The 22,508-nt window shown below is 73.6% G+C and carries 25 protein-coding genes; 16 read left to right on the forward strand and 9 right to left on the reverse strand.

Annotated features, from left to right (window positions below; genetic code table 11):
* Positions 1 to 65 precede the first annotated feature (65 nt).
* Both BX266_RS10940 and BX266_RS10945 read left to right on the forward strand, forming a co-directional pair.
* Complete coding sequence (locus BX266_RS10940) at positions 66 to 383, forward strand: barstar family protein (protein ID WP_259464648.1); 318 nt, start codon at positions 66 to 68, stop codon at positions 381 to 383.
* Between the two features lie 17 nt (positions 384 to 400).
* Positions 401 to 1,039 (forward strand): MarC family protein, encoded by a 639-nt coding sequence (locus BX266_RS10945; RefSeq protein WP_099898897.1) that lies wholly within the window; start codon positions 401 to 403, stop codon positions 1,037 to 1,039.
* 7 nt (positions 1,040 to 1,046) lie between these two features.
* Here the strand turns inward: BX266_RS10945 and BX266_RS10950 are convergent, their stop codons facing one another.
* A complete protein-coding gene (locus BX266_RS10950) occupies positions 1,047 to 2,420 on the reverse strand; it encodes a DHA2 family efflux MFS transporter permease subunit (protein WP_259464649.1) in 1,374 nt (457 codons plus the stop codon).
* A 91-nt stretch (positions 2,421 to 2,511) separates the two neighbouring features.
* On the opposite strand from BX266_RS10950, the gene BX266_RS10955 reads away from it, so the two are divergent.
* The gene (locus BX266_RS10955; RefSeq protein ID WP_099898899.1) at positions 2,512 to 3,072 is read left to right on the forward strand and encodes a TetR/AcrR family transcriptional regulator; all 561 of its coding nucleotides are present in this window, start codon (positions 2,512 to 2,514) and stop codon (positions 3,070 to 3,072) included.
* 28 nt (positions 3,073 to 3,100) lie between these two features.
* On the opposite strand, the gene BX266_RS10960 is transcribed toward BX266_RS10955, so the two are convergent.
* On the reverse strand, positions 3,101 to 3,532 hold the full coding sequence (locus BX266_RS10960) for an Lrp/AsnC family transcriptional regulator (RefSeq protein ID WP_099898901.1): 432 nt from the start codon (positions 3,530 to 3,532) through the stop codon (positions 3,101 to 3,103).
* Between the two features lie 165 nt (positions 3,533 to 3,697).
* Here BX266_RS10960 and BX266_RS10965 point away from each other — a divergent pair, with 165 nt between their 5' ends.
* Complete coding sequence (locus BX266_RS10965) at positions 3,698 to 4,528, forward strand: tryptophan 2,3-dioxygenase (RefSeq protein ID WP_099898903.1); 831 nt, start codon at positions 3,698 to 3,700, stop codon at positions 4,526 to 4,528.
* Entirely contained in the window at positions 4,525 to 5,754 is a 1,230-nt protein-coding gene (gene kynU / locus BX266_RS10970) for a kynureninase (RefSeq protein WP_099898905.1), read from the forward strand. The genes BX266_RS10965 and kynU overlap by 4 nt, the downstream gene beginning before the upstream one ends.
* 66 nt (positions 5,755 to 5,820) lie before the next feature.
* Here kynU and BX266_RS10975 read toward each other — a convergent pair whose 3' ends face one another.
* Complete coding sequence (locus BX266_RS10975) at positions 5,821 to 7,188, reverse strand: choice-of-anchor A family protein (RefSeq protein ID WP_180290449.1); 1,368 nt, start codon at positions 7,186 to 7,188, stop codon at positions 5,821 to 5,823.
* 212 nt (positions 7,189 to 7,400) lie between these two features.
* On the opposite strand from BX266_RS10975, the gene BX266_RS10980 reads away from it, so the two are divergent.
* Complete coding sequence (locus BX266_RS10980; RefSeq protein WP_099898910.1) at positions 7,401 to 8,060, forward strand: 4'-phosphopantetheinyl transferase superfamily protein; 660 nt, start codon at positions 7,401 to 7,403, stop codon at positions 8,058 to 8,060.
* Here BX266_RS10980 and BX266_RS10985 read toward each other — a convergent pair.
* Positions 8,057 to 8,977: an SDR family oxidoreductase gene (locus BX266_RS10985; protein ID WP_099898912.1), complete on the reverse strand. Its 921-nt coding sequence runs from the start codon at positions 8,975 to 8,977 to the stop codon at positions 8,057 to 8,059. The genes BX266_RS10980 and BX266_RS10985 overlap by 4 nt on opposite strands.
* Positions 8,978 to 9,196: 219 nt before the next feature.
* On the opposite strand from BX266_RS10985, the gene BX266_RS10990 reads away from it, so the two are divergent.
* Positions 9,197 to 9,433 carry a DUF2277 domain-containing protein gene (locus BX266_RS10990; protein ID WP_099898914.1) on the forward strand — a complete coding sequence of 79 codons (237 nt, stop codon included), beginning with the start codon at positions 9,197 to 9,199 and terminating at the stop codon, positions 9,431 to 9,433.
* On the opposite strand, the gene BX266_RS10995 is transcribed toward BX266_RS10990, so the two are convergent.
* A complete protein-coding gene (locus BX266_RS10995; protein ID WP_099898916.1) occupies positions 9,402 to 9,887 on the reverse strand; it encodes a DUF2269 family protein in 486 nt (161 codons plus the stop codon). The genes BX266_RS10990 and BX266_RS10995 overlap by 32 nt on opposite strands.
* A 291-nt stretch (positions 9,888 to 10,178) precedes the next feature.
* Between BX266_RS10995 and BX266_RS11000 the strand changes: the two genes are divergently transcribed.
* The 5 genes from BX266_RS11000 to BX266_RS11025 all read left to right on the forward strand — a co-directional run bounded on the left by BX266_RS11000 (position 10,179) and on the right by BX266_RS11025 (position 14,191).
* Positions 10,179 to 10,553, forward strand: a complete 375-nt coding sequence (locus BX266_RS11000; protein ID WP_259464650.1) for a Tat pathway signal sequence domain protein — start codon at positions 10,179 to 10,181, stop codon at positions 10,551 to 10,553.
* Positions 10,540 to 11,190, forward strand: coding sequence for a class F sortase (locus tag BX266_RS11005; protein ID WP_099907687.1), 651 nt, complete (start codon positions 10,540 to 10,542; stop codon positions 11,188 to 11,190). The genes BX266_RS11000 and BX266_RS11005 overlap by 14 nt, the downstream gene beginning before the upstream one ends.
* A 270-nt stretch (positions 11,191 to 11,460) precedes the next feature.
* Positions 11,461 to 12,267, forward strand: coding sequence for a hypothetical protein (locus BX266_RS11015; protein WP_099898918.1), 807 nt, complete (start codon positions 11,461 to 11,463; stop codon positions 12,265 to 12,267).
* The gene (gene cseB / locus BX266_RS11020; protein ID WP_099898920.1) at positions 12,267 to 12,983 is read left to right on the forward strand and encodes a two-component system response regulator CseB; all 717 of its coding nucleotides are present in this window, start codon (positions 12,267 to 12,269) and stop codon (positions 12,981 to 12,983) included. Before BX266_RS11015 ends, cseB begins: the two co-directional genes overlap by 1 nt.
* Positions 12,980 to 14,191 (forward strand): HAMP domain-containing sensor histidine kinase, encoded by a 1,212-nt coding sequence (locus tag BX266_RS11025; protein WP_099898922.1) that lies wholly within the window; start codon positions 12,980 to 12,982, stop codon positions 14,189 to 14,191. The genes cseB and BX266_RS11025 overlap by 4 nt, the downstream gene beginning before the upstream one ends.
* 29 nt (positions 14,192 to 14,220) lie before the next feature.
* Here the strand turns inward: BX266_RS11025 and BX266_RS11030 are convergent, their stop codons facing one another.
* Positions 14,221 to 15,039, reverse strand: a complete 819-nt coding sequence (locus BX266_RS11030) for a serine protease (RefSeq protein ID WP_099898924.1) — start codon at positions 15,037 to 15,039, stop codon at positions 14,221 to 14,223.
* Positions 15,040 to 15,138: 99 nt separating this feature from the next.
* A complete protein-coding gene (locus tag BX266_RS11035) occupies positions 15,139 to 15,795 on the reverse strand; it encodes a TetR family transcriptional regulator (protein WP_099898926.1) in 657 nt (218 codons plus the stop codon).
* Between the two features lie 101 nt (positions 15,796 to 15,896).
* Here BX266_RS11035 and BX266_RS38495 point away from each other — a divergent pair, with 101 nt between their 5' ends.
* Together BX266_RS38495 and BX266_RS11040 are read left to right on the forward strand one after the other, a co-directional pair.
* Positions 15,897 to 16,040, forward strand: coding sequence for a hypothetical protein (locus BX266_RS38495; protein WP_099898928.1), 144 nt, complete (start codon positions 15,897 to 15,899; stop codon positions 16,038 to 16,040).
* 16 nt (positions 16,041 to 16,056) lie between these two features.
* Positions 16,057 to 16,311, forward strand: coding sequence for a DUF4190 domain-containing protein (locus BX266_RS11040; RefSeq protein ID WP_099898930.1), 255 nt, complete (start codon positions 16,057 to 16,059; stop codon positions 16,309 to 16,311).
* A gap of 261 nt (positions 16,312 to 16,572) precedes the next feature.
* Here the strand turns inward: BX266_RS11040 and gcl are convergent, their stop codons facing one another.
* The gene (gene gcl, locus BX266_RS11045; RefSeq protein WP_099898931.1) at positions 16,573 to 18,354 is read right to left on the reverse strand and encodes a glyoxylate carboligase; all 1,782 of its coding nucleotides are present in this window, start codon (positions 18,352 to 18,354) and stop codon (positions 16,573 to 16,575) included.
* A 274-nt stretch (positions 18,355 to 18,628) separates the two neighbouring features.
* Between gcl and BX266_RS11050 the strand changes: the two genes are divergently transcribed.
* Positions 18,629 to 19,279: an NAD(P)-dependent oxidoreductase gene (locus tag BX266_RS11050; protein WP_099898933.1), complete on the forward strand. Its 651-nt coding sequence runs from the start codon at positions 18,629 to 18,631 to the stop codon at positions 19,277 to 19,279.
* A 10-nt stretch (positions 19,280 to 19,289) separates the two neighbouring features.
* Here the strand turns inward: BX266_RS11050 and BX266_RS11055 are convergent, their stop codons facing one another.
* Positions 19,290 to 20,831: an APC family permease gene (locus tag BX266_RS11055; RefSeq protein WP_099898935.1), complete on the reverse strand. Its 1,542-nt coding sequence runs from the start codon at positions 20,829 to 20,831 to the stop codon at positions 19,290 to 19,292.
* A 316-nt stretch (positions 20,832 to 21,147) separates the two neighbouring features.
* Between BX266_RS11055 and BX266_RS11060 the strand changes: the two genes are divergently transcribed.
* Positions 21,148 to 22,506 carry an acyltransferase gene (locus BX266_RS11060; RefSeq protein ID WP_180290450.1) on the forward strand — a complete coding sequence of 453 codons (1,359 nt, stop codon included), beginning with the start codon at positions 21,148 to 21,150 and terminating at the stop codon, positions 22,504 to 22,506.
* The last annotated feature ends 2 nt before the right edge of the window (positions 22,507 to 22,508 follow it).

Here is a 22,508-nt window from a genome sequence, read left to right on the forward strand (position 1 = left end):
CACCCGTCCCGTTCGACCCGGCGAACCCATCCGGGCGACCCGCCGCCAGCCGACAGGAGCTCCCGATGCCCACCGCACCGCAGCCGCCCGAGTACGTCCTGCACGGTGAGAAGGTCACCGACGAGGACGCCTTCTGGGCCGAACTCGGCCGCGCCGTCCGGGCCCCCGACGGCTACTACGGCCGCAACCTGGACGCCCTGGCGGACTGCCTGCGCGGCGGCTTCGGCCCCGAGCCGCCGTTCGCGCTGCGCTGGCAGCAGGCGCTGGTCTCCGCGCAGGCGCTGACCCGCCGGGTCACCGGCCCCGACGAGGAGGAGCGCTCGTACTTCGACGCGATCCTCGACGTGCTCCGCCAGGGTGGCGTCACCGTCCGGCTACGCTGACGGCCCATCATGGGCCCATGTCGGCGATCAACCTGAGCACCGTCTTCGTCACCTTCTTCGCCGTGGTCGGCCCGCCCAAGGTCCTGCTGGCCTTCGCCCAGCTCAGCCAGACCCGCACCCCGGCCGAGCTGCGCAGACTGACCCTGATCTCCTCGCTGGTCGCGGCCGTGGTCGGCCTGGCGCTGGCCTACAGCGCCGACTTCATGGCGTCGCTGTTCCACATCTCCGACCAGTCGCTGCAGATCGCCGGCGGGGTGATCTTCTTCATCTACGCGGTCGCGCTGGTGCTGGGGATCCACCTCGGCGGCGGCAAGGACGAGGGCCACCTGGCCAACCCGCTGGCCGACGGCATCCGCGAGCTGCTGCTGCCGTTCGTGGCCAGCCCGCTGGCGATCACCGCGCTGCTGGTCGAGTCGCTGACCCGGGACACCTTCGGCTGGCACTCCACGGTCGGCGCCATGTACGTCGCGGTGATCGCCGTGGACTGCGCCAGCGTGCTGCTGCTCGCCCCGCTGCTGCGGGTCAGCCGGCGCACCTCGCTGGAGGTGGTGTCGCGGCTGCTGGGGCTGCTGCTGGCCGCGGTCGGGGTGGAGATGTTCCTGTACGGGCTGGAGAGCCTCGGCGTGCACCTCGCCGAGTCGCAGAACGGGTACTGACGGCCCCTCAGGCGGCCGGCCGCGGGGGCAGCAGCAGGCAGAGCGGAACGGCCGACGCGGTGAGCGCCGCGGACCAGGCGAAGGCCGTGCCGAAGGCGCCGTGCTGCAGGACCACGGCCAGCAGGGCGGTGCCGACCGAGCCGCCGACCTGCTGGGCGACCCGGGTGATGATGCTGGCGTCCGGGATCTCGGCGCGCCGCAGGCCCAGGTACCCGGCGCTGCCCAGCGGGATCATCGCCGCCGCCAGGCCCAGGCCGCGGACCACCAGCGCCGCCCCGAGCAGCAGCCCGTTCGAGACGCCGAGCGCGAACGGCACGGTGGCCGCGGCGGTCAGCGCGAAACCGGCCAGGGCCACCGGGCGCGGGCCCAGCCGGTCGGTGAGCGCCCCGGCCCGGGTGCGGGCCAGCAGCGCGCCGACGCCCTGCGGGATCAGCGCCAGGCCCGCGCCGAGCGCGTCCTGCCCGCGCTGCTGCTGCCAGTACAGCGGCAGCAGCAGCATCGCCCCGTACAGCACGGCGCCGGCCAGGAAGCCGAGTCCGGCGGCCGAGGCCAGCGGGCGGTGGCGCAGCAGCCGCAGGTCGACCAGGGCGCCGGGGCGCAGCAGGGCGCGGGCGGTGAAGGCGGCCAGCAGGGCGAGGCCGGTGAGCAGCGGCAGCAGCACGTGGCCGGTGCCGACCCGGGAGAGGCCGTACAGGACGGCGGCGGTGCCGGGCGGGAGCAGCAGCAGGCCGAGGACGTCCGGGCGGGGGCGCGGGGCGTCGGGGGCGGGGCGGTCGTCGGGCAGGTTGCGGTGGGCGAGCCAGGCGCCGGCGGCGCAGAACGGGAGGTTGACCAGGAAGATCCAGCGCCAGTCGGCGAGGCTCAGGATCAGGCCGCCGAGGACGGGGCCGAGGATCGGGCCGAGGGCGGTGGGAAGGGTGACGGCGGCCATCACCCGGCCGAGCGCGCGGCCGCGGGCGGCCTGGATCACCAGGGTGGCCATCAGCGGCATCATGATGCCGCCGCCGAGGCCCTGGACGATCCGGAAGCAGATCAGCGCGGGGGCGCTGCGGGCCAGCGCGCAGAGCACCGAGCCGAGCAGGAAGGTGCCGAGGGCGGCGATCCACAGCCGCTTGCCGCCCAGCCTGGCCTGGGCCCAGCCGGCCAGCGGGATGGCGGTGAACACGGCCAGCAGGTAGCCGGTGCTGACCCACTGGACGGTGGCCAGCGGCGCGTGCAGGCCGGCGGCCAGGTCGCCGAGGGCGACGGTGACGACGGTGGTGTCGAAGACCACCGCGAGGGCGCCGACCACCACGGTGAGGGCGAGGCGGCGGACGGCGGGGTCGATGCGGTCGGAGTCGGGCGGGGCGGCGGCGGGCGCCGTTCGGGCGTGCCGGATCACGGCAGGGTCCCCTTAAGATATAGAGTCCTATCTTGCGAGCCTCACAGTAGGGCGCAGAAATAAGATAGGCAAATCTATCCAAGGAGAGCGGATGGCCGAGCGGCGCCGCGGCGCGGCCCTGGAGCAGGCCCTGCTGGACGCGGCCTGGGCGGAACTCACCGAGCACGGCTACGCCGGCTTCACCATGGACGCCGTGGTCAAGCGGGCCGGCACCAGCCCGCCGGTGCTCTACCGCCGCTGGCCCGACCGGGACGCGCTGGCCCGGGCCGCCATCGCGCACGTGCTGGAGCGCGCCCGGCTGGAGGTGCCCGACACGGGCAGCCTGCGCGAGGACGTGCTCGCCCTGCTCCGGGCCATCAACGCCACCCGGGTCGAACTGGTCGCCCTGATGAGCGTCCAACTCGCCGGATACCAGCGGGCGACCGGCACCGCCCCCGCCGAACTGCTCGCCGCCGGCGGACCCGACGGCACCGAGGCGATCTTCGAACGCGCCGTCGCCCGCGGCGAGGCCCGCCCCGAGAAGCTCAGCCCGCGGATCCGCGCCCTGCCCTTCGACCTGCTGCGCCAGGAGCTGCTGACCACGCACGCCCCGGTGCCCGACGACGTGCTCGCGGAGATCGTCGACACCGTGTTCCTGCCGCTGGTGCGCTGACCCCGCGCCGACCGCCCGAGGCCGGCCGTCAGGGCGTCAGCGGCCGCCAGGGCACCGGGCTGGAGAGGATCATCGAACTGGTCGGCTGCCCGTAGCCGCCCAGCCGGTCGGTCAGCCGCTCGAACGCCGCCATGTCCGGCACCCCGACCAGCAGCACGCAGCACGCCCCGCCGGTCACCCGGTGCAGCTGGAACACCTCCGGCCAGGACGCCACCTCCGGGTCCCGCAGCACGCACCGCACCCCGTAGCACTGCACCGTGACCAGCGCCATCACCGCCGCCCCGGCCTTCGCCGGGGCGAGGTGCGCGTGGTAGCCGGTGATCACGCCGTCCGCCTCCAGCCGCCGCACCCGCTCGGCGACCGCCGGCGGCGACAGGTTCACCCGGCGGGACAGCTCGTTGAACGACAGCCGGGCGTCGGCCTGCAGCTCGGCCAGCAGCAGGCGGTCCACGGCGTCCATCGGGGGCTCCTTTTCGTTCATGAGGCGATCGGCTCCCAGCAGCTTGCGAACGACAGGTCGACAGCTCCATCCGGGCTACGACGGCCATTCAAGAGCACGGCCGAGCGCCGCACAATGGTGACGGCCCGCCGTGATCCGGAGCGGGCGGAACCAGGAGGTACCGGCATGACCGGGGAAGCCCACCGGCCCAACCTGCGGTTCAGGCCCGAACAGGAACAACCCGGCGCGTCCACCCCGTACGCCCGCTACGTGCACCTGGCCGAACTGCACGCACTCCAGCAGCCCCGCAGCAAGGAGCCCGCCGAGTACTCGTTCATCGTCACCACCCAGGTGATGGAGCTGCTGTTCGACCTGCTGCACCACGAGTGGACGGCCGCCCGCGCCGCGCTGCGCGAGGACGACCTGGCCGCCGCGATCGCCGCGCTGCGCCGCGGCCACCACGTGCAGGACGTCCTGGTCTCCTCCTGGGACCTGCTGGCCACCATGACCGCCGCCGAGTTCAACGCCTTCCGCCCGGTCCTCGGCGAGGCCTCCGGCTTCCAGTCCTCGGCGTTCCTGCGCCTGGAGTTCCTGCTCGGCAACAAGAGCGAGGGACTGCTGACGATGTACCAGGACTCCCCCGCCGAGTACGACGACCTGTTCTCCGCCCTGCGCACCCCCAGCCTGTACGACGAGGCGCTGGCCGTGCTCGCCCGCCGCGGGCAGACCGTACCCGAGGTCCCGGTCACCGCCCGGCACCGCCACGACGCGGCCGTCGAGGACGCCTGGCGGGCCGTGTACACCGATCCGCAGCTGGCCGACCTGGCCGGGCTCGGCGAGGCCCTGCTGGACACCGCCGAGCGCGTCACCCGGTGGCGGCAGCGGCACCTGTCCTCCGTGAAGCGCACCATGGGCGCCAAGCCCGGCACCGGCGGCTCCAGCGGCCTCAGCTGGCTCAAGCAGTCCGCCGACCAGGACGTCTTCCCCGAACTGTGGACCGTCAGGAACGCCCTGTGACCCCCACCCGCGAGGACTGCGCGGCCCGCGACGCCGCCGACACCCTGCACGCCCTGCGCGCCGAGTTCACCCTCCCCGAGGGCGTGCTCTACCTCGACGGGAACTCGCTCGGCGCGCTCCCCCGACGCACTCCCGGCCACCTCGCCGCGGTGGTCGAGGGCGAGTGGGGAACCGGCCTGATCCGCTCCTGGAACGACGCCGGCTGGTTCCACCAGCCCGGCCGGCTCGGCGACCGCCTCGGCGCGCACCTGCTCGGCGCCGCCCCCGGACAGCTGGTGGTCTGCGACTCCACCTCGGTCAACCTGTTCAAGGTCCTCGGCGCGGCCCTGCGGCTGCGCCAAGGCCGCACCGCGCTGCTCGCCGAACGGCACGCCTTCCCCACGGACCTGTACATCGCCGACGGCCTGACCGGGCTGTACCCCGGCACCCGGCCGGTGCTGCTCGACAGCGCCGCGCAGCTGGACGCCGCGCTCGACGCCGACACCGCCGTCGTGCTGCTCTCGCACGTCGACTACCGCACCGGCGAACTGCTCGACATGGCCGCCGTCACCGCCCGCATCCACGCCGCCGGGGCCCTCGCGGTCTGGGACCTGTGCCACACCGCCGGCGCACTGCCGATCGAACTCGACGCCGCCGGCGTGGACTTCGCCGTCGGCTGCGGCTACAAGTACCTCAACGGCGGCCCCGGCGCGCCCGCCTTCCTGTACGCCGCCGAGCGCCACCACGCCGCCGCCCGGCAGCCGCTGACCGGCTGGTTCGGCCACGCCCGCCAGTTCGACTTCGAGCCCGGCTACCGGCCCGCCGAGGGGATCACCCGCTTCCTCACCGGCACCCCGCCGATCCTCGGCCTCGCCGCGCTGGAGGCCTCGCTCGACGTCTGGGAGCTCGCCGACCCCGCCGCCGTGCGCGCCAAGAGCCTCGAACTCACCGATCTGTTCCTCGAGTTGACCGAGGACCTGGACGTGGAACCGGTGACCCCGCGGGAGCCCGCGCTGCGCGGCAGCCAGGTCGCTCTGCGCCACCCCGACGGGTACGCGATCGTCCAGGCGCTGATCGCCCGCGGCGTGATCGGCGACTTCCGCGCCCCCGACCTGATGCGCTTCGGCTTCACCCCGCTCTACCTGTCCCGCGTCGACGTGCACGACGCGGCCACCGCCCTGCGCGAGGTCCTGACCAGCGGCGAGTGGCGCGCGGAGCGCTTCGCCCGCCGTGGTGACGTCACCTGACCGGACGTCACCACGCACCAGCGGCCGGGACCCCGAACGGGTCCCGGCCGCTGCCGTTCACTGCGCTCAGCTGTGGCGACCGCGACCGCGGCGGGCCAGCGCGATCACCGCACCGCCCAGACCCAGCAGCAGCGCGGCGGCCCCCGCCGCCGGGGCCATCAGGTCGTCACCGGTGTCCGGCAACGGCGGACCCGCCGGGGTCGAGCTGCTCCCGCTCGGCGAGGGCGCGGGACCGGTGCTCCGGCTCGGCGAGGGCGACGGGCTCGGACTGCCGGACGGCGACGGGCTGGCGCTCGGGCTCCCGCTGTCCGAGGGCGACGGGCTGGGGCTGTCCGAGGGCGACGGGCTCGGGCTGGGGCTCGGGCTCCCGCTGTCCGACGGCGACGGCGAGGGGCTGGTGTCGCAGTCCGGCAGGTCGCCGTTGAACGGGTAGTTGTGGATCTCGGTGCCCGCGCTGCCCTGCTGCAGCAGGCTGCCCGCGAGGTAGACCCGGCCGTTGGTGCCCGGATTGGAGAGCGTGGTGCTGCTCGCCGGGTTGCCCGCCATGATCGAGCCCTGGAACTGGGCCTGACCGGAGACCACCACGTTGGTCGCGGTCGGGAAGTTCCACATCAGGTTCGGCCGCAGCGCCGTCAGCGGGTCGCCCTCCTGCGCCGTCCCGCTGTTGGTGTTGATCAGCACGTCGGAGCCGGTCATGTTGACGATCACCGTCGCCCCGGCCGGGATGCCGGCGAACGCGATGCCCTTCGCCGCACTCGCGGAGCCGATGTTCCCGGGGTAGTCGAAGATCTGACGGGCGCTCGTGCCGTCACCGGTGAAGGTGACGGTGGAGCCGTCGTCCGCCCAGGTGCCGTTCGCGGTCTGCCGGCCCATGCAGGAGGAGTGGTCCTCGATCACCGGCGTCAGGCCGCTGAACTCGTCGATCGCGGCGGCGTCCTTGATCGCCTTGCCGTCGGGCGTGATGTCGTACGCCCCGGTGAGCGTGGTGCCGTACTTCAGGTTGCCCCAGGTGGTGTGGACCGTGGTGCCGTCGACGTAGTAGCCGCCCAGGAACAGCTTGCTCGGGTTCCCCTGCGAGGCGTCCATCGAGACCGAGCCGCCGACGGTGACGTGGTCGGTGCCGCTCGGCGGGGTGACCATCGAACCGACGCCGACGACGCCCATGTTGAAGGCGCCGCCGTTGGCCTTGTTGATGTCCAGGTCGCCGACCACCACGACCTTGCCCTCGGCCTCGGCCGCGTTCTGCCGCACCAGGTAGTCGCCGCCCACGTACACGTGGATCGAGGCGTCCGACCCGATGAACGGGCCGGTGTGCGGCGGGCCCCAGGTGCTCGGGCAGTTCGGGCCGGAACACGGGCCGAGCGGCGGAGCCAGCTGCGCGGCCTCACCGAGCGTCGCCAGCGCGAGCAGCGGTGCGGCGGAAAGGACCGTCACCACCGGGTACCTGAGCAGCCGACTCTTGGTACGGACACCGTGTCGCACGGACACCCCTCTCGTTGACGGTGGGTCACAGGCAGCAGCCCACGTCAGCAAAGAGGGGGACGCGCACCGATGCCGGGCTGTGCGACCCTGACGCGCCGATAAATCGTTCGAACGGACTATTTTGATAGTCCGTCACCGCAGGGCCCGCCCGGACAAGGAGACCCGTGCCGAACCACCCACTCGCCATGCTCGCCACCACCGCCGAGATCCTCGGCCGGCCGGACGCCGACGAGCGGCTGCTCGGCGACTTCGAACGCGCCCGCGCCGAACGCTTCCGGCGGCCGTCCGACCGGGCCGACTACGTGGCCGCCCACCTGCTGGTCCGGTTCTGCGCCGCCGCGCACCTCGGCGTGGCCCCCGCCGAGCTGTCCTTCGGCCAGCAGTGCCCCGGCTGCGGCGACACCACCCACGGCCGGCCGCTGCTCACCGACCGGCCGGGGACCCACCTGAGCCTGTCGCACACCGGCGGCATCATCGCCGCCGCGGCGGCCCCCGTCCCGATCGGCGTGGACGTCGAACACCTCGGCCCGCGCACCACCGACCCCGCCACGCTCGGCCACGTCCTCACCCCCGCCGAGGCCGAACTCGTCCGCGCCCACCCCGACCCGACCCGGGCCTTCCTGCGCCAGTGGGTCCGCAAGGAAGCGCTGATCAAGCTCGGCCGAGCCACCCTCGACTCGCTCCCCACCCTCGACCTCTCCGCCCTCCCCCTCGACCCGCCCGCCACCCACCGGCACGAGGACCTCCACTACCTCGAACTCACCACCCACTCCGCCGTGTTCGCGGCCGCCGCGACGCTGCCGATCACCCTCGGCGAGCTCTAGCGGTACGCCTCGGGGTCCGGCGCGGTCCCGGCGCCCTCGGACGCGAGGAGGAACGCCCAGCAGTCCGGGCGGCTGCCGTCGAGGTCGGTGAAGCCGTACTCGCGGGCGAGCGCGCCGCTGGAGGTGGAGCGGCCGTTCCAGCGGGCCCGCTCCGGGTCCGCGGCCAGGTGGGCCACCGCCCGGCCGACGTACGACGGGGACTCGGAGATGCCGAACTGCGGTTCCCGGGCGACGGCTTCGCGCCAGGTCGGCTCGGTGACGCCGAAGTGCTCCAGCATCAGCTCGGAGCGCATCCACCCCGGGGTGAGCGCCAGCGCGGTGGCCCCGCGCGGGCCGAGTTCGTGGCCGAGCGCGAACGCCATCCGCAGCACCGAGGACTTCGCGAGGTCGTAGAAGAACGACACCCGGTAGCGGCTCGCGTTGAACTCGGCGGTGCCGTCGGTCATCTCCACCACCAGCCCGCCGGGGTGCTTCAGCAGCAGCGGCAGCAGGCGGTGGCTGGTGATGGCGTGGGTGTCGACGGCGCGGTGCAGCAGCTTCAGACCGCGCTCCAGGTCGTCCTCCCAGAGCGGGGCGTCCCAGGCGAAGTTGCCCTCGCCGCCCCAGATGTCGTTGACCAGCACGTCGAGCCGGCCCTGCTCGCGCTCCAGGCGTTCGGCGAGCGCGGCCACCTGCGCCGGGTCGCTGTGGTCCGCCCGGACGGCGATGCCGCGGCCACCGGCGGCGGTGACCAGCTCCGCGGTCTCCTCCAGCGTCTCGGGCCGGTCGTACTCCGAGCGGTGCCCCTGCGCGGAGCGGCCGGTGACGTACACGGTGGCCCCGGCCGCGCCGAGTTGGACGGCGATGCCGCGGCCCGCGCCCCGGGTGCCGCCCGCGACCAGCGCGACCCGACCGGCGAGCGAGGGGTGTTCGGCCATGAGGTCCTCCAGCGATCCGACGACGTGTCGGACGACATCCTCCGCCCGAACCGTCCGCAGCGCCTCCAACGGTTCGCCGTGCACCCCCGGCGCCGCGGCGACGAAGGACGCCGAGCCGGGCGTCCACCGCCACCCCCGCGCGTCGGGGACCAGCCCCCGGCCTCGGCGGCGAACAGCGCGGCCGCCCGGATTGTCGGTCGGGCGCGGCAGACTGGAGGCATGTGCCGAAGCATCAAGACGCTCCGCCCGCCGATGACGCCCGACGCCACCCCCGAGGACGTGCACGCGGCGGCGCTCCAGTACGTCCGCAAGATCTCCGGTTTCCGGGCTCCCGCCGCCCACAACCGCGAGGTCTTCGAAGCCGCGGTGGCCGCCGTCGCGGCCGCCACCGCCGACCTGCTGGCCGGCCTGGAGGTCCGCGGGGTCACGACCCGGTCGTCGACCCCGGCCGGATGACCATCAGCACCAGCACCACCGCCCACAGCAGGTTGAACACGCCCGCCGTCATCGGCAGCTTCTTCAGCATCCCGGTGGCGCGGGCGGTCTCCGCGTCGCGGTCCTCGGTGGCGTCCAGCGCGTCCACGGTCGCCTGCTGACCGGGCAGCACGAGCAGCAGCAGCACGCCCGCGGCGACGGCCGTCAGCACGATCGAGGTCACCAGCCAGGCGTTGCCCAGCACGCCCATCGCCTGCGCGGTGCCGATGCCCAGCACCGGCACGCCGATGCCGATCAGCGCGTACACGTTGCTGATCCGGTGCAGCAGCCGCACCGACGCCTGCGCCCCCGCCTGCTCGGGCCCCTCGGCCAGCGCGGCCTTCGCCCGGCGCGGGAACATGCTCACCGCGACCGCCACCGGACCGATGCACAGCGCCACGGCCAGCAGGTGCAGACTCAGCAGGAACTTGGCCATCAGTGGCGCTACCCTTCAACCCCGGGCGGAACGACGAAACGCCCGCCACGCTAGCAACTCTTATCCCGGCCCCCGCCCCTGGACCTCGCCCACCACCGGCTCGCCGGCGCTGCCGCACTCCACCGGGCCGCGGGAGCTGTGGCAGGACTTCCTCGCTCCCCGTCGGGACTGTTACGGAGCCGGCCGGTGGCCGTTACACGACCGGCGGTTCACCGAGGGGAGGCCTTCCTAGCGTGAGCAGCGTCAACCCGCGGCCACCGGGCCGCAGGTGACGAGCACTCGGAGGAACCGATGTCAGCCACCATGTCCGTCCGCCGCGCCGTGCGGGTCGCCCTGGTCTCGGCCGCCGCGGCCGGCGCCCTCGCGCTGCCCGGCGCCGTCGCGTTCGCCGAGGGCAACGCCAGCCCGACGCCCGTGCCCGCGTCCCCGGCCCCCGCCCGGTCGGCGGCGCCCACCGCGGCGCCCAGCCCGGTGCCGACCGTCGCGCCGACCCGCGCGCCCGGCGCACAGGTCACCGCCGTGCCGAGGGGCGGCGCGCAGACCGGCGAGGCCGCCACCGGCGGCGACTCGACCGTCACGCTGGTGCTCGGCACCGGGCTGGCGGCCGCCGGCGCTGCCGGGATCGGCCTGCTCGTCGTCCGCCGTCGTGCCGGTGCCGGGGCGTAGCCGGCAGCGCCGCGGCCGGCGCCCCCGGTGGGCGCCGGCCGCGGCGGCCGCACTGCTGGCCGCCGGCGGTGTGACCCTGGTGGCCGCGGGAGGCTCCGACCCGGCGCCGGTGCGGATCGCCGCGACCGGCCAGGGCCCGGCCACCGCCCCGGCCGCCACCGCGCCGCCGCCCACCACCCCGCAGGTCCGGTTCTCCCTGCCGGTACGCCTGGTGATCCCCCGGATCGACGTGGACGCGCCCGTGCAGGGCGTCGGCCTCAACCCGGACGGCACCGTGGAGGTCCCGTCGCTGGACCGGCCCGAGCAGGTCGGCTGGTACCGCAACGGGCCCGCGCCCGGGCGGCTCGGACCGGCGGTGCTGCTCGGCCACTACGACACCCGCAAGGGCCCGGCCGTCTTCCACCGCCTCCCGAGCCTGCGCCCGGGCGACCGGATCGACATCCGCCGCGAGGACGGCAGCACGCTCTCCTACCAGGTGCGCGAGCTCCGCCAGTTCGCCAAGGACGCTTTCCCCACCGACCTGGTCTACGGCGACACCGCGGGCCCCCAACTCCGGCTGATCACCTGCGGCGGCACCCTCGCCGGCAACGGCCACTACACCGACAACATCATCGTCTTCGCCGACCCCGCCCCCTGACCCCGCCACCCCGGGGCCGGCGGACGAACGACAGACCCCGGCCGCCGCCCCCACCTCTCCCTGCCCCTGCCCCTGCCCCTGCCCCTGCCCCTGCCCCTGCCCCTGCCCCTGCCCGATCAACTCCCCGCCCCGAAGCTCCGTCACCCCCCGGCCCTGCTCCACCTCTCCCCTCGCCCCGGTGCTCGGTGCCCCCCCGGGGGCGGCGGGCGGGTGGGTGGGGTGGTGCAGACTGGCTGGTCTTCCGACCGTTCTCGAAAGGCGCTGTTCGACGTGAGGACCTGGCCGCTCCGCGCCGCCCTGCTCTGTCTGCTGGCCGTTGTCGCGGCCAGCGGCTGCCAGGCGTCCGGCGGCCTGGACGACGCCGGGGCGACCCGGTCGATCCAGGCGCATCCGAGTCCGCAGCCGCTGTGGGCGGCGGCCGAGAGTTCGGTGCCGGCCGAGCCACAGGCGGTGGCGGACCAGCAGGCGCCCGTCCCGCTGCCGGGACTGTCGGTCGGTGCGCTGACCGAGGTCGACGCCCGGACGGTGCTCGCCAAGGATCCGGGGCTCGGTGCGGGCGAGCGGGCGGCGGTGGACGGCGGGTGCACCGGCTGCCTGGTGCAGCCCGCGCAGTACCGCGACCTGAACGGCGACGGCCGGCCCGAACTGCTGACCGCGGTGGTGACGGGCGCGGGCTCCGGCGCGGGGCGCGCCGTGCTGCACGTGTACGCGCTGCACGGCCGCGAGGTGCTGCCGGTGCTGTCGCTGGCGGCGCTGCCGGGCTTCACCGCCGAGACGGTCGGCGCTGACCTGGTCGTCCACGAGCCCACCGGGCCGCTCGCCGAGACCAGCAGCACCTACCGCTGGAACGCCGTCCGGATGGCCTTCGTCGACCGGCGGATCAAGGCGACCGGCCCGGCCGCGAACGCCCCGGGCTGCCTGCCGGACGCCTCCCCGGCGCCGTCCGCGGTGCCTTCGCCGCGCGCCGAGCCGACGGTCGCCCCGACGCCGCCCGCCCCTGGCCGCACCGCCGCCCCGGCGGGCGGCGCGCCGTCCGCGGTGCCGGACGCCCGCCGGCCCTCCCCGACGAGGTACTGATGACCACTCCCGTGCCCGGCGCCCCGCGCATCCTGCTGGTCGAGGACGACGAGGTGATCCGCGAGGCCACCCAACTCGCCCTGGAGCGCTACGGTTTCCCGGTCGAGACGGCGGCGGACGGCCTGGAGGGCCTGGAGCGCTTCCGCGCCGCGCCGCCGGACCTGCTGCTGCTCGACGTGATGCTGCCGCTGCTCGACGGCGTCGGCCTGTGCCGGCGGATCCGCGAGGAGAGCCAGCTGCCGATCCTGATGATGTCGGCCCGCACCGAGCCGATCGACGTGATCTCCGGCCTGGAGGCCGGTGCCGACGACTACGTGGTGAAGCCCTTCGAGACCGCGGTGCTGGTCGCCCGGATCCGTACCGTGCTGCGGCGCACCGGCATCGCTCCGGCCGCGCCCGCCGCCCCGGCCGCCGGCCCCGGCCACGCGGTGCGGGTGATCGACGACCTGGAGGTGGACACCGGGGCGCTGGAGGTCCGGGTGGCCGGGCGGCCGGTGCCGCTCACCCCGACGGAGTTGCGGCTGCTGCTCGAATTCACCGCCTCTCCGGGTGTGCTGATGGAGCGTCAGACACTGCTGGAGCGGGTGTGGGACTACTCGTGGGGCGCGGACAGCCGGGTGGTGGACGTGCATGTCCAGCGGCTCCGGGCGAAGATCGGCGCCGCCCGGATCGAGACCGTCCGGGGCTTCGGCTACCGGCTGCGGCGGACGGCATGACGCTCCGCCGGCAGATCGCCGCGGTGATCGCGCTGGTGTCCTGCCTGGTCGCACTGGCCGTCGGGATCCTGGTCCACCAGGCGTCGGTGCGCCAGCACACCGACCAGGCCCGCAAGTCCGCGATGGCCGCGCTGGACGCGGTGCTCACCGGGTACGACGCCACCGGCGAGCTGGTGGCGGGCTGGCACGCGGCCTCCGACGACCCGGCGCTGCCCGGGGAGCTGCGCCGGCTGGCCGAGCGCGGCCGGCAGGGCTCGATGCTCGGCCCGGGCCCGCGCGGCACCGCGATGTGGGCGGCCGCGGGGACGGACGGGCGGGTGCTGTCGGTGCGGATGGACTACGCCGAGGACGCGCGGGCGATCGCCGATCTGGACCGCGCGGTGGCGGTCGGCGCCGCACTGTCGGTGGCCGTCACCGTGCTGGCCGGGGTGCTGGCCGCCGACCGGATCAGCAGCCGGCTGCGGACTGCCGCCCGGACCGCCCGCACCATCGCCGGCGGCGACCTGGACGCCCGGATCGGGCCGCTCGGCCGGGCCCGCGACGAGGTGGCCGAACTGGCCGCCGCGGTCGACTCGATGTCCGCCGCGCTGCGCAGCAAACTGGCGGGCGAGCAGCGCTTCACCGCGGACGTGGCGCACGAGCTGCGCACCCCGCTGACCGGCCTGCTGACCGCGTCCGAGCTGCTGCCGCCGGGGCGGCCGACCGAGCTGGTGCGCAACCGGGTGCGCGCGCTGCGGGACCTGACGGAGGATCTGCTGGAGGTGTCGCGGCTGGACGCCGGGGCGGAGACCCCGGAGCTGGCCGAGCTGCCGCTCGGTCCGCTGCTGACCCGGATCGTGGGCGCCGCGGGCCCCGGGGTGGAGCTGCGGGTCGACTCGGCGGGGGTGGTCACCACCGACCCGCGCCGGCTCGACCGGGTGGTGGCGAACCTGGTCGCCAACGCCCAGCGGCACGGCCGGCCGCCGTTCCTGATCGCGGCCGAGGGCACCACCGTGACGGTGCGGGACCACGGCCCCGGCTATCCCGAGGAGGTGCTGCGCGAGGGCCCGCAGCGCTTCCGCACCGGTGCCCGCGAGCGCGGCGGCGGGCACGGCCTGGGCCTGACCATCGCGCAGGGCCACGCCGGGGCGATCGGCGTCGAGCTGCGGCTGGCCAACCATCCCGGGGGTGGCGCGCTCGCCGAACTCCGGCTGCCCGGGCCGGCCTGAGGGCCGGGCCCGGGGCCGGAGGGGCGCGGCTACGGCCGGGGCAGTACGCAGCCGGCCCGGGTCAGGTCGAGCACGTTGCCCGGGGCGAAGCAGTTCGGGATGGTGTAGGTCTCCTGGGCGTAGCCGATGCCGGGGTGGATGGTCACGGCGCCGTTCTGGTCGACCTCGCAGGGGTTGTTCAGGGTGCAGGTCTGGCCGTCCTCGTTGGTGGTGTTGTTCACCGCGACGACCTGGCCGCTGGCGACGTCGACCACCGGGGAGCCGGAGGTCCCGCCGATGATGTCGCAGCCGGAGGTGTAGCGGACCGAGTCCTTGAAGGTCCAGCTGCTCTCCTTGAGCCGGTAGGCGAAGCCGTCCACGTTGCAGGAGTAGATCTTCTTCCAGTAGCCGGAGACCACCTTGATCGAGCTGCCGGCCGCCGGGTGGGTGGTGGACATGGTCAGCGGGGATATCCCGTAACGGCTCTTGATGGTGGCGTAGCTGCTGCTCAGCCGGTAGAGGGTGACGTCGGTGTCGGTCATCGTCGAGTACAGGACCCGGCTGGCGCGCACCGTGCCGAGGCTGCTCCCGGAGGAGCTGAGCAGGGTGAAGCTCCGGTTGGACGACTGGTTGGTGATCACCTGGCCGGCGGCGGGCATGCCGGTCTCCAGGCAGTGGCCGTTGGTGAGGATCAGGCCGGGGTCGGCGTCGGCCGAGTTCGGCATCCGGACCAGTGAGCCGGAGCAGTTGGAGAGGGCGACCGTCCCGGCGAAGTTCACGGTGACGGCGGCGGCGGGGGTGGCGTTGACCAGGGCGGTGGCCCCGGCCACGAGCAGGGCGCAGAGCGCCCCGGTGAGCGGCTTCTTCATGAGGGTGCCTCTCAGGGGGTGTGGGGGTCCCACAGGGGTTTCCCTAAGTTGGCGCGCCCATGACACTATGTCAAGAGCCCCCACCGGCCCGATGGGCCGTCAACTCGCCTTCCAGTGACGGCTTCCCAGGTTGATCAGCCGCAACTGGGTGCGCACCGTGTCCGCCAGCACCGCCCGCTCGGCAGGCTCCGCCTCCACCATCGCCAGCGCGGTGGAGACCATCCGGTCCACGTACAGCTGGGCCAGCATCCCGCGATCCGCCGGCGGCCAGTCCGCGGTGTCCGGCTGGACGGCCAGCAGGCCGGCCAACTCCTCGGCGAAGCGGTGTAGTTCGGCCGCCACCGCGTCCCGTACCGGCTTCACGCCGCCGTGCCGCTCGCGGGCCAGGAAGCGGATGTGCGCGGTGTGCGCGGCCACGTGCGCGGCGATCACCTCGACCGAGCGGTCGATCAGCTGCTCCGGCTCGCCCGCACCCGCGAACACCGCGCGGATCATCTCGTGCAGGCTGGCCAGCGACTCCTGCACCAGCACCACGCCGAGTTCGGCCAGGTCCGCGAAGTGGCGGTAGAAGCCGGCCGGGGAGAGCCCCGCGGCGCGGGTGACCTCGCGCACCCCCAGGCCGCTCAGGTTCTGCTGCTCCAGCAGGCCGAGCGCGGCGTCCAGCAGGGCCCGGCGGCTGGCCTGCTTCTGAGCCTGACGGACACCGGGGGCAGCGGCGGGGGCGGTGCGCGCAGTGGGGGTCGCGGGGGTCGTCACGGGGTTCAGTAAACAACTGTTTGCCGAATTTGGCGAGTCTCGCTACAGTACTGACAGGAATTCAGCGAACACTTGTTAGCCGAAAACCGGAAGGTGTCCTCATGCTGCTCTTCGCCCTGCTCTCCCTCGGCCTGCTCGCCGGGGCCGCCGCCCATCTGCCCGCGCCGCTGCTGCTGGTCGCCGCGACCGTCGTCGCCGGCTGGCTGCTGGCCTTCGGCGCCCGCGAGCGCCTCGGCCGCCGCTGACCACGGAGCCACCGCCATGACCACCACTCGCCGGACCACCGCCGACGCCGACCAACTGGCCGTCGCCTCCTTCGTCCTGGGCCTGCTCGGGCTCCTGCTCTTCAACCTGGTCCTCGGCCCGCTCGCCCTCACCCTCGCGGCCGTCGCCCTGTACCGCCGCACCGCCCGCCCGGCCCGGGCCCTGCTCGGCCTGGCCCTCGGCATCGCCGACCTCGCCGTGCTGGCCACCACGCTGGCCGCCGGCCACGGCACCCTCTGGCACCTGGGCTAGGCCCCCTCCTTCGGATCTTGCCGGGCGCGCGTCTCCCCCAGCCCCAGGGGGCTGGGAGGTGCCCCCATTTCGCGCCCGGCTGGGAGTGCTGGCGAAACGCCCTCGTACTGGGTGTACTTGGGTGTTTTGCCGGTGCTTCCAGCCGGGGTGATCCGGCGGCGCGCGCCCGGCAAGATCCGAAGGAGAGGGCCCAGTCCCTCGACGGCCGTGGGCCCCGGGGGACTCGCCCCGGGGCCCGCGTGCGTACCGTCCGACCCGCCGTCAGACCTTCAGGGTGCGGATCGCGGTCGGGGCGTCGCCCGGTTCGGTGGCGAGCTCCTCCCACTCCATGACCTTGTCGATGTCGGCGGCGCCCATCGAGATGTTGGTGACCCGCTCCAGGATCGCCTCGACCACGACCGGCACCCGGAACTCCGCGGCCAGCTTCTTGGCCTGCTCGAAGGCGGGCAACAGGTCCTCGGGCCGGGTGACCCGGATCGCCTTGCAGCCGAGGCCCTCGGCGACCCGGACGTGGTCGACGCCGTAGACGCCGAGCTCGGGGGCGTTGATGTTCTCGAACTCCAGCTTCACCTGGAAGTCGATGTCGAAGTTGCGCTGCGCCTGCCGGATCAGGCCCAGGTACGAGTTGTTGACCAGCACGTGGACGTAGGGGATGCGGTGCTGCGCGCCGACCGCCAGCTCCTCGATCATGAACTGGAAGTCGTAGTCGCCGGACAGGGCGACCACCTGGCCCTCGGGGTCGGCGGTGGCGACGCCGAGCGCGGCGGGGATGGTCCAGCCGAGCGGGCCGGCCTGGCCGCAGTTGATCCAGTGGCGGGGCCGGTAGACGTGCAGCATCTGCGCGCCGGCGATCTGCGAGAGGCCGATGGTGGTGACGTACCGGGTCTCCGGACCGAAGGCCTTGTTCATCTCCTCGTAGACGCGCTGCGGCTTGAGCGGCACGTTGTCGAAGTGGGTCTTGCGCTGCAGCGCGGCGCGGCGCTCCTGGGTGGCGGCGGCCCACTCCCGACGGTCCTTCAGCCGCCCGGCGGCCTTGAGCTCGCGGGCGACCTCCAGCAGCAGCTGCAGCGCGGCCCTGGCGTCGGAGGCGATGCCCAGCTCGGGCGCGAAGATCTTGCCGATCTGGGTGGGCTCGACGTCGATGTGGACGAACTTCCGGCCCTCGGTGTAGACGTCCAGGCCGCCGGTGTGGCGGTTGGCCCAGCGGTTGCCGATGCCGAGCACGAAGTCGGAGGCGAGGAAGTTCTCGTTGCCGTACCGGTGCGAGGTCTGCAGGCCGACCATGCCCGCGTTCAGCTCGTGGTCGTCCGGGACGATACCCCAGCCCATCAGCGTCGGGACCACCGGGACGCCGGTCAACTCGGCGAACTCCAGCAGCAGTTCGGGCGCGTCGGCGTTGATGACGCCGCCGCCGGCCACGATCAGCGGGCGCTCGGACTCCTGGAGCAGCGCGATCGCCTTCTCGATCTGGATCCGGTTGGCGACCGGCTTGTAGACCGGCAGCGGCTGGTACGCCTCGGGGTCGAACTCGATCTCGGTCAGCTGGACGTCGATCGGCAGGTCGATCAGCACCGGGCCGGGCCGGCCGGAGCGCATCAGGTGGAAGGCCTGCTGGAAGACGCCGGGGACCTGCGCGGCCTCCAGCACGGTGGTGGCGGCCTTGGTGACGGGCTTGGCGATCGAGGCGATGTCGACGGCCTGGAAGTCCTCCTTGTGCAGGCGGGCGACGGGGGCCTGGCCGGTGATGCACAGGATCGGGATCGAGTCCGCGATCGCCGAGTACAGGCCGGTGATCATGTCGGTGCCGGCCGGGCCCGACGTGCCGATGCAGACACCGATGTTGCCGGCCTTCGCGCGGGTGTAGCCCTCGGCCATGTGCGAGGCGCCCTCGACGTGCCGGGCCAGGGTGTGCCGGATGCCGCCGGAGGCCTTGAGCGCCGCGTAGAAGGGGTTGATCGCCGCGCCGGGCACGCCGAACGCCACGTCGACGCCTTCGAGCTTGAGGATCTCCACGGCCGCGCGGGCTGCTGTCATGCGGGGCATCGGCTACTCCTGCCGTCGCTCTTCCACGATGCGGAAGAATAGTTTTGGAATGCGAAAGCAAGCTAAGACGGGGCGCCGACGGCCGTCAAGGTAGGTTTCAACAAAACGTTGCAGCGGAGAGGGTGGGCCTCGACCCCGGCGGCGGGCGACGTGTCGGTTTTTCACCATCAGCTGTCGCCGCGGCACCTCGTCGACCGGCCACGTCCCGCCGTACGGTCGGGCTGTCGACGGAAAACGCCAACCGGCGGACCGACCAGAAGGAGACACACCCACGATGAGCACCATCACCCTGTACGGCGCCACCGGCGCCATCGGCTCCCGCGTCCTGGCCGAGGCGCTGCGCCGCGGCCACACCGTCACCGCGGTGGTCCGCGACCCCGCGAAGCTGACGGTCGTTCACCCGGCGCTGACCGTGGCGGTCGGCGACGTGCTGGACCCGGCCTCGGTGTCCGAGCACGCGAAGGGCGCGGACGTGGTGGTCAGCGCCGTCGGCGGCGGCGACGGGCCGGGCCACCAGGCGCTGATCGAGCCGTCCTTCGAGGCGCTGGTGGCGGGGCTGCGCACGCTGGGTGCGGAGGCCCCCCGGCTGGTCACGGTGGGCGGCGCGGGCTCGCTGCGCACCCCCGACGGCAAGCAGGTGTGGGACGCCGAGGGCCTGCCGGAGTTCCTGCTGCAGATCATGCACGCGCACGGCGACGCGCTGGACTTCCTGCGCACCGTCACCGACCTGTCCTGGACCAACCTGTCCCCGGCCGGCACCATCGCCCCCGGCGAGCGCACCGCGGTCTACCGCACCGCCCTGGACGAGCTGCTGATCGGCGCGGACGGCGAGAGCCGGATCTCCACCGAGGACTACGCGGTGGCGCTGCTGGACGAGATCGAGCAGCCCAAGCACGTCGGCGAGCGCTTCACCGTCGCGTACTGACGCCGCCGGATCAGTCGGGGACGACCAGGGCGGGGGTGTCGCGGGTGAGCACCTCGCCGCGGAAGAACGCCGGGCTGCGGCGCATCATCACGGCCATCACCACCAGGCCGAGGGCCAGCAGTCCGGCGCCGACCACGAACACCGAGCCGACTCCGAACACCGAACTGCCGCTGCCGTACGCCGGATCGACCATGTCGACCAGCGACTTGGCGAAGATCGCGGCCAGGGTGAGCCCGCCGAGCAGCGGGAACACGCACTTGAGCAGCGCGTCGCGGACGGAGCGGCGCAGGTCGCGGCGGAAGTACCAGGCGCAGGCGAACGCGGTCAGCGAGTAGTAGAAGCAGATCATCAGCGTCAGCGCGGCGATGGTGTCGGCCAGGACGTGCGAACTGACCAGCGTCATCACGGTGTAGAACGCGCCGGTGCCGACGCCGGCGGTGACGATCGCCCGGCCGGGGGTCCGGTAGCGGGCGTTCACCTCGGTGAAGGAGGCCGGCAGCGCCTCGTAGACGCTCATCGCCAGCACGGTGCGGCTGACCGGGATGAAGGTGGTCTGCAGGCTGGCGGAGGCGGAGGCCAGCACCGCGACGAACAGCAGCACGCCGAGCACCGGGCCCATCACCGGACCGGCCAGCACGGCCAGCACGTTGGAGGAGGTCCCGGGGTTGCCGAGACCGGTGCCGGCGGTGCCGACGCCCGCGTACATCTGCACCGCGACGGCGGTGAACAGGTAGGAGCCGACCAGCACCGCCATGGCGAGCATCGCGGCCCGGCCCGGGGTCTTCTCGCTGCCGCCGGTCTCCTCGTTGGCGCTCAGGCAGGCGTCCCAGCCCCAGTACATGAACAGCGAGAGCGAAAGGCCGGCCACGAAGGCGGTGAAGGAACTGGCCTGGAACGGGTTCAGCCAGCTCCAGGAGAAGTGCAGCGAACCGGCGGCGCCGTGGCCCGAGGCCTTGGCGATCGCCATCACCCCGAACAGGCCGAGCACCGCCAACTGCAGCCCCACCAGGGCGTACTGGACGCCCTTGGTGGCGGTCATGCCGCGGTAGCTGATCATGGTGGCGATCGCGATCAGCACCAGGCAGGTGACCACGTGGATCAGCTTGTCGTCGCCCAGTGCGGCGACCGAGTCGCTGCGGGTGATCTCGCCGAGCAGCAGGTACAGGTACTCGGTGGCCACACCCGCCAGGTTGGACAGCACGATGATGGTGGCGATCACCAGGCCCCAGCCGCACATCCAGCCGACCTTCGGGCCGAACGCCTTCACCGTCCAGGTGAACGAGGTGCCGCTGTCGGGGATCGCCTTGTTCAGCTCCCGGTAGGCGAACGCCACCAGCATCATCGGCAGGAACCCGGCCAGGAAGAGCGCCGGCATCTGCAGACCGACGGCGGCCACCGTCGTGCCCAGGGTGGTGGTCAGGCAGTACACCGGGGCGACGGTGGAGACGCCGATCACCGCGTTGCCGAGCAGACCCACCGAGTCGCTGTTGAGGCCCTTGGAACGGACGCCGCCGGGGGCGTCCGGACCCGGCCGGGTTTGGAGCTGAACCATGCCGGAACCGTAGCCGCCACTGTTTCCGCAGCGAGCCGAGGCGGAAGCCGCGCAACAGCCTGCGTTTCATCGGCCTGGTAGGCTACAAATCCATTGATTACATGATCTAATGCCGAATGTCGCCTTCGTTTCACCATCGGCGGCCGTCGTCCGGCAGGGGACGAAAACCGCACCACCCCCGGTTTCCACCTTTTCGGGCATCAGTATGAGAAACGCCACATATGCCCTCGAAACGGAACCGGCCGTTCGGACACCTCTGGTTTCCCGTGCCCGCCCGCCCCTATCGTTCCCCCGTCGATCCAGGGAGGGGACCGGTATGACCGGCACGCTGACGTCCGCCACCGACACCGACGGCGGTGTCCGCACCGTCCGGGCCGGCCGCCCCGGCCCCGGGCCGGTCCGCTGCTCGGTCGGCGACCTGCTGCTCGCCGACCTCCCGGTCTCCGTGGTCTTCTTCCACGACCGCGCGCTCGACCCCGACACCCTCGCCGACGGCCTCGCCCGCGCCCTCGACCGGCTTCCCGAATTCGCCGGCCGCCTGCGCACCACCGAGGACGGCGACCTCTGGATCGACACCGACGACTCCGGCATCCCCTTCACCGTCGCCGACGCCCCCTACACCCTCACCGAGGCCTTCGACCGGATGGCGCTGCCCGCCGGCGGCCTGGTCGACCACGTCCGTGCCGCCGAGGCCCGCCGCGGAGACCTGCCGCTGCTCACCGTCCGGCTCAACCGCCTCACCGACGGCGGTTGCGCGCTCGGCATCTCCTGGCACCACGCCGTCGGCGACATGCAGACCTTCGCCACCCTGCTGCGCACCTGGTCCGCCTGCACCGAGGGAACCCCGCTGCCCGAGGTCGACCGCGCCCCCGACCGCGATCTGCACCTCGACGCCCACCTCCCCGCCGAGGACTGCGGCACCCCCGCGCTCCGGCTGCCCGACCCCGCCGAGACCGCGGAACTGCGCCGGGCGTTCGCCGCCGCCACCCTCGCCAACCGGACCGTGCAGATCTGGTTCGCCCCCGGCGAGACCGAACGCCTGCGCGCCGGGTACAGCGCCGAGGCCGGCCGCCGCCTCTCCGCCAACGACGCGCTCTGCGCCCACCTGCTGCACGTGCTGCGCGAGATCGACGGCGCCCAGGACGAGGAGCAGACCCTCACCATGCCGGTCAACCTCCGCCGCGTCCTCGGCCTGCCCGACGGAGCCCTCGGCAACCTGCTCGGCGAGATCCGGCTGCCCTGGCGGCCCGGCACCACCCCCGCCCGGTACGCCACCGAACTGCGCACCGCCGTCGAGGAGTTCACCGAGAAGCACCTCAGCGTCCGGAGCAACCTGCGTTTCCTCGACTCGGTCGGCCGCCGGCGGGTCGGCGACTGCATCCCGGTCGGCTTCGACCCGGCCCGGCGCACCCTCACGCTGTCCAGCTGGTGCCGCCTCGGCCTGCACGAACTCCCGCTCGCGGGCCGCCTCCCGGTCGCCTTCAGCCCTGCCGCAACCCTCCAACTCCCCTGGACCTCCTGGCTGGTGGAAGGCCCCGGCGGCCAGGGCCACCTCTACACCGTGGTCCTCCCCACCCGCGCCGCCGCCAAGCTGCGCAGCGCGGGCGAGCTGCTCCACCCGCACCGCCGCGACGAGGACCCCCGCCCCGCCGTCGCCCCGCGCAAGCTGCTCTGACG

Origin of the sequence: Streptomyces sp. TLI_171, assembly GCF_003610255.1 — a bacterium.
Classification (GTDB): domain Bacteria; phylum Actinomycetota; class Actinomycetes; order Streptomycetales; family Streptomycetaceae; genus Kitasatospora.

Excerpts from the sequence above, each read along its gene's own strand:
- BX266_RS11040 (WP_099898930.1), top strand. The coding sequence starts at position 16,057 with ATGACCACCACTCGCCGGACCACCGCCGACGCCGACCAACTGGCCGTC.
- BX266_RS10965 (WP_099898903.1), top strand. The coding sequence starts at position 3,698 with ATGACCGGGGAAGCCCACCGGCCCAACCTGCGGTTCAGGCCCGAACAG.
- BX266_RS11025 (WP_099898922.1), top strand. The coding sequence starts at position 12,980 with ATGACGCTCCGCCGGCAGATCGCCGCGGTGATCGCGCTGGTGTCCTGC.
- BX266_RS10945 (WP_099898897.1), top strand. The coding sequence starts at position 401 with ATGTCGGCGATCAACCTGAGCACCGTCTTCGTCACCTTCTTCGCCGTG.
- BX266_RS10960 (WP_099898901.1), bottom strand. The coding sequence starts at position 3,532 with ATGGACGCCGTGGACCGCCTGCTGCTGGCCGAGCTGCAGGCCGACGCC.
- BX266_RS11060 (WP_180290450.1), top strand. The coding sequence starts at position 21,148 with ATGACCGGCACGCTGACGTCCGCCACCGACACCGACGGCGGTGTCCGC.
- BX266_RS11000 (WP_259464650.1), top strand. The coding sequence starts at position 10,179 with ATGTCAGCCACCATGTCCGTCCGCCGCGCCGTGCGGGTCGCCCTGGTC.
- BX266_RS10985 (WP_099898912.1), bottom strand. The coding sequence starts at position 8,977 with ATGGCCGAACACCCCTCGCTCGCCGGTCGGGTCGCGCTGGTCGCGGGC.
- cseB (WP_099898920.1), top strand. The coding sequence starts at position 12,267 with ATGACCACTCCCGTGCCCGGCGCCCCGCGCATCCTGCTGGTCGAGGAC.
- BX266_RS10990 (WP_099898914.1), top strand. The coding sequence starts at position 9,197 with ATGTGCCGAAGCATCAAGACGCTCCGCCCGCCGATGACGCCCGACGCC.
- BX266_RS10940 (WP_259464648.1), top strand. The coding sequence starts at position 66 with ATGCCCACCGCACCGCAGCCGCCCGAGTACGTCCTGCACGGTGAGAAG.
- BX266_RS11050 (WP_099898933.1), top strand. The coding sequence starts at position 18,629 with ATGAGCACCATCACCCTGTACGGCGCCACCGGCGCCATCGGCTCCCGC.
- BX266_RS10995 (WP_099898916.1), bottom strand. The coding sequence starts at position 9,887 with ATGGCCAAGTTCCTGCTGAGTCTGCACCTGCTGGCCGTGGCGCTGTGC.
- gcl (WP_099898931.1), bottom strand. The coding sequence starts at position 18,354 with ATGCCCCGCATGACAGCAGCCCGCGCGGCCGTGGAGATCCTCAAGCTC.
- BX266_RS11055 (WP_099898935.1), bottom strand. The coding sequence starts at position 20,831 with ATGGTTCAGCTCCAAACCCGGCCGGGTCCGGACGCCCCCGGCGGCGTC.
- BX266_RS10955 (WP_099898899.1), top strand. The coding sequence starts at position 2,512 with ATGGCCGAGCGGCGCCGCGGCGCGGCCCTGGAGCAGGCCCTGCTGGAC.
- BX266_RS38495 (WP_099898928.1), top strand. The coding sequence starts at position 15,897 with ATGCTGCTCTTCGCCCTGCTCTCCCTCGGCCTGCTCGCCGGGGCCGCC.
- BX266_RS11030 (WP_099898924.1), bottom strand. The coding sequence starts at position 15,039 with ATGAAGAAGCCGCTCACCGGGGCGCTCTGCGCCCTGCTCGTGGCCGGG.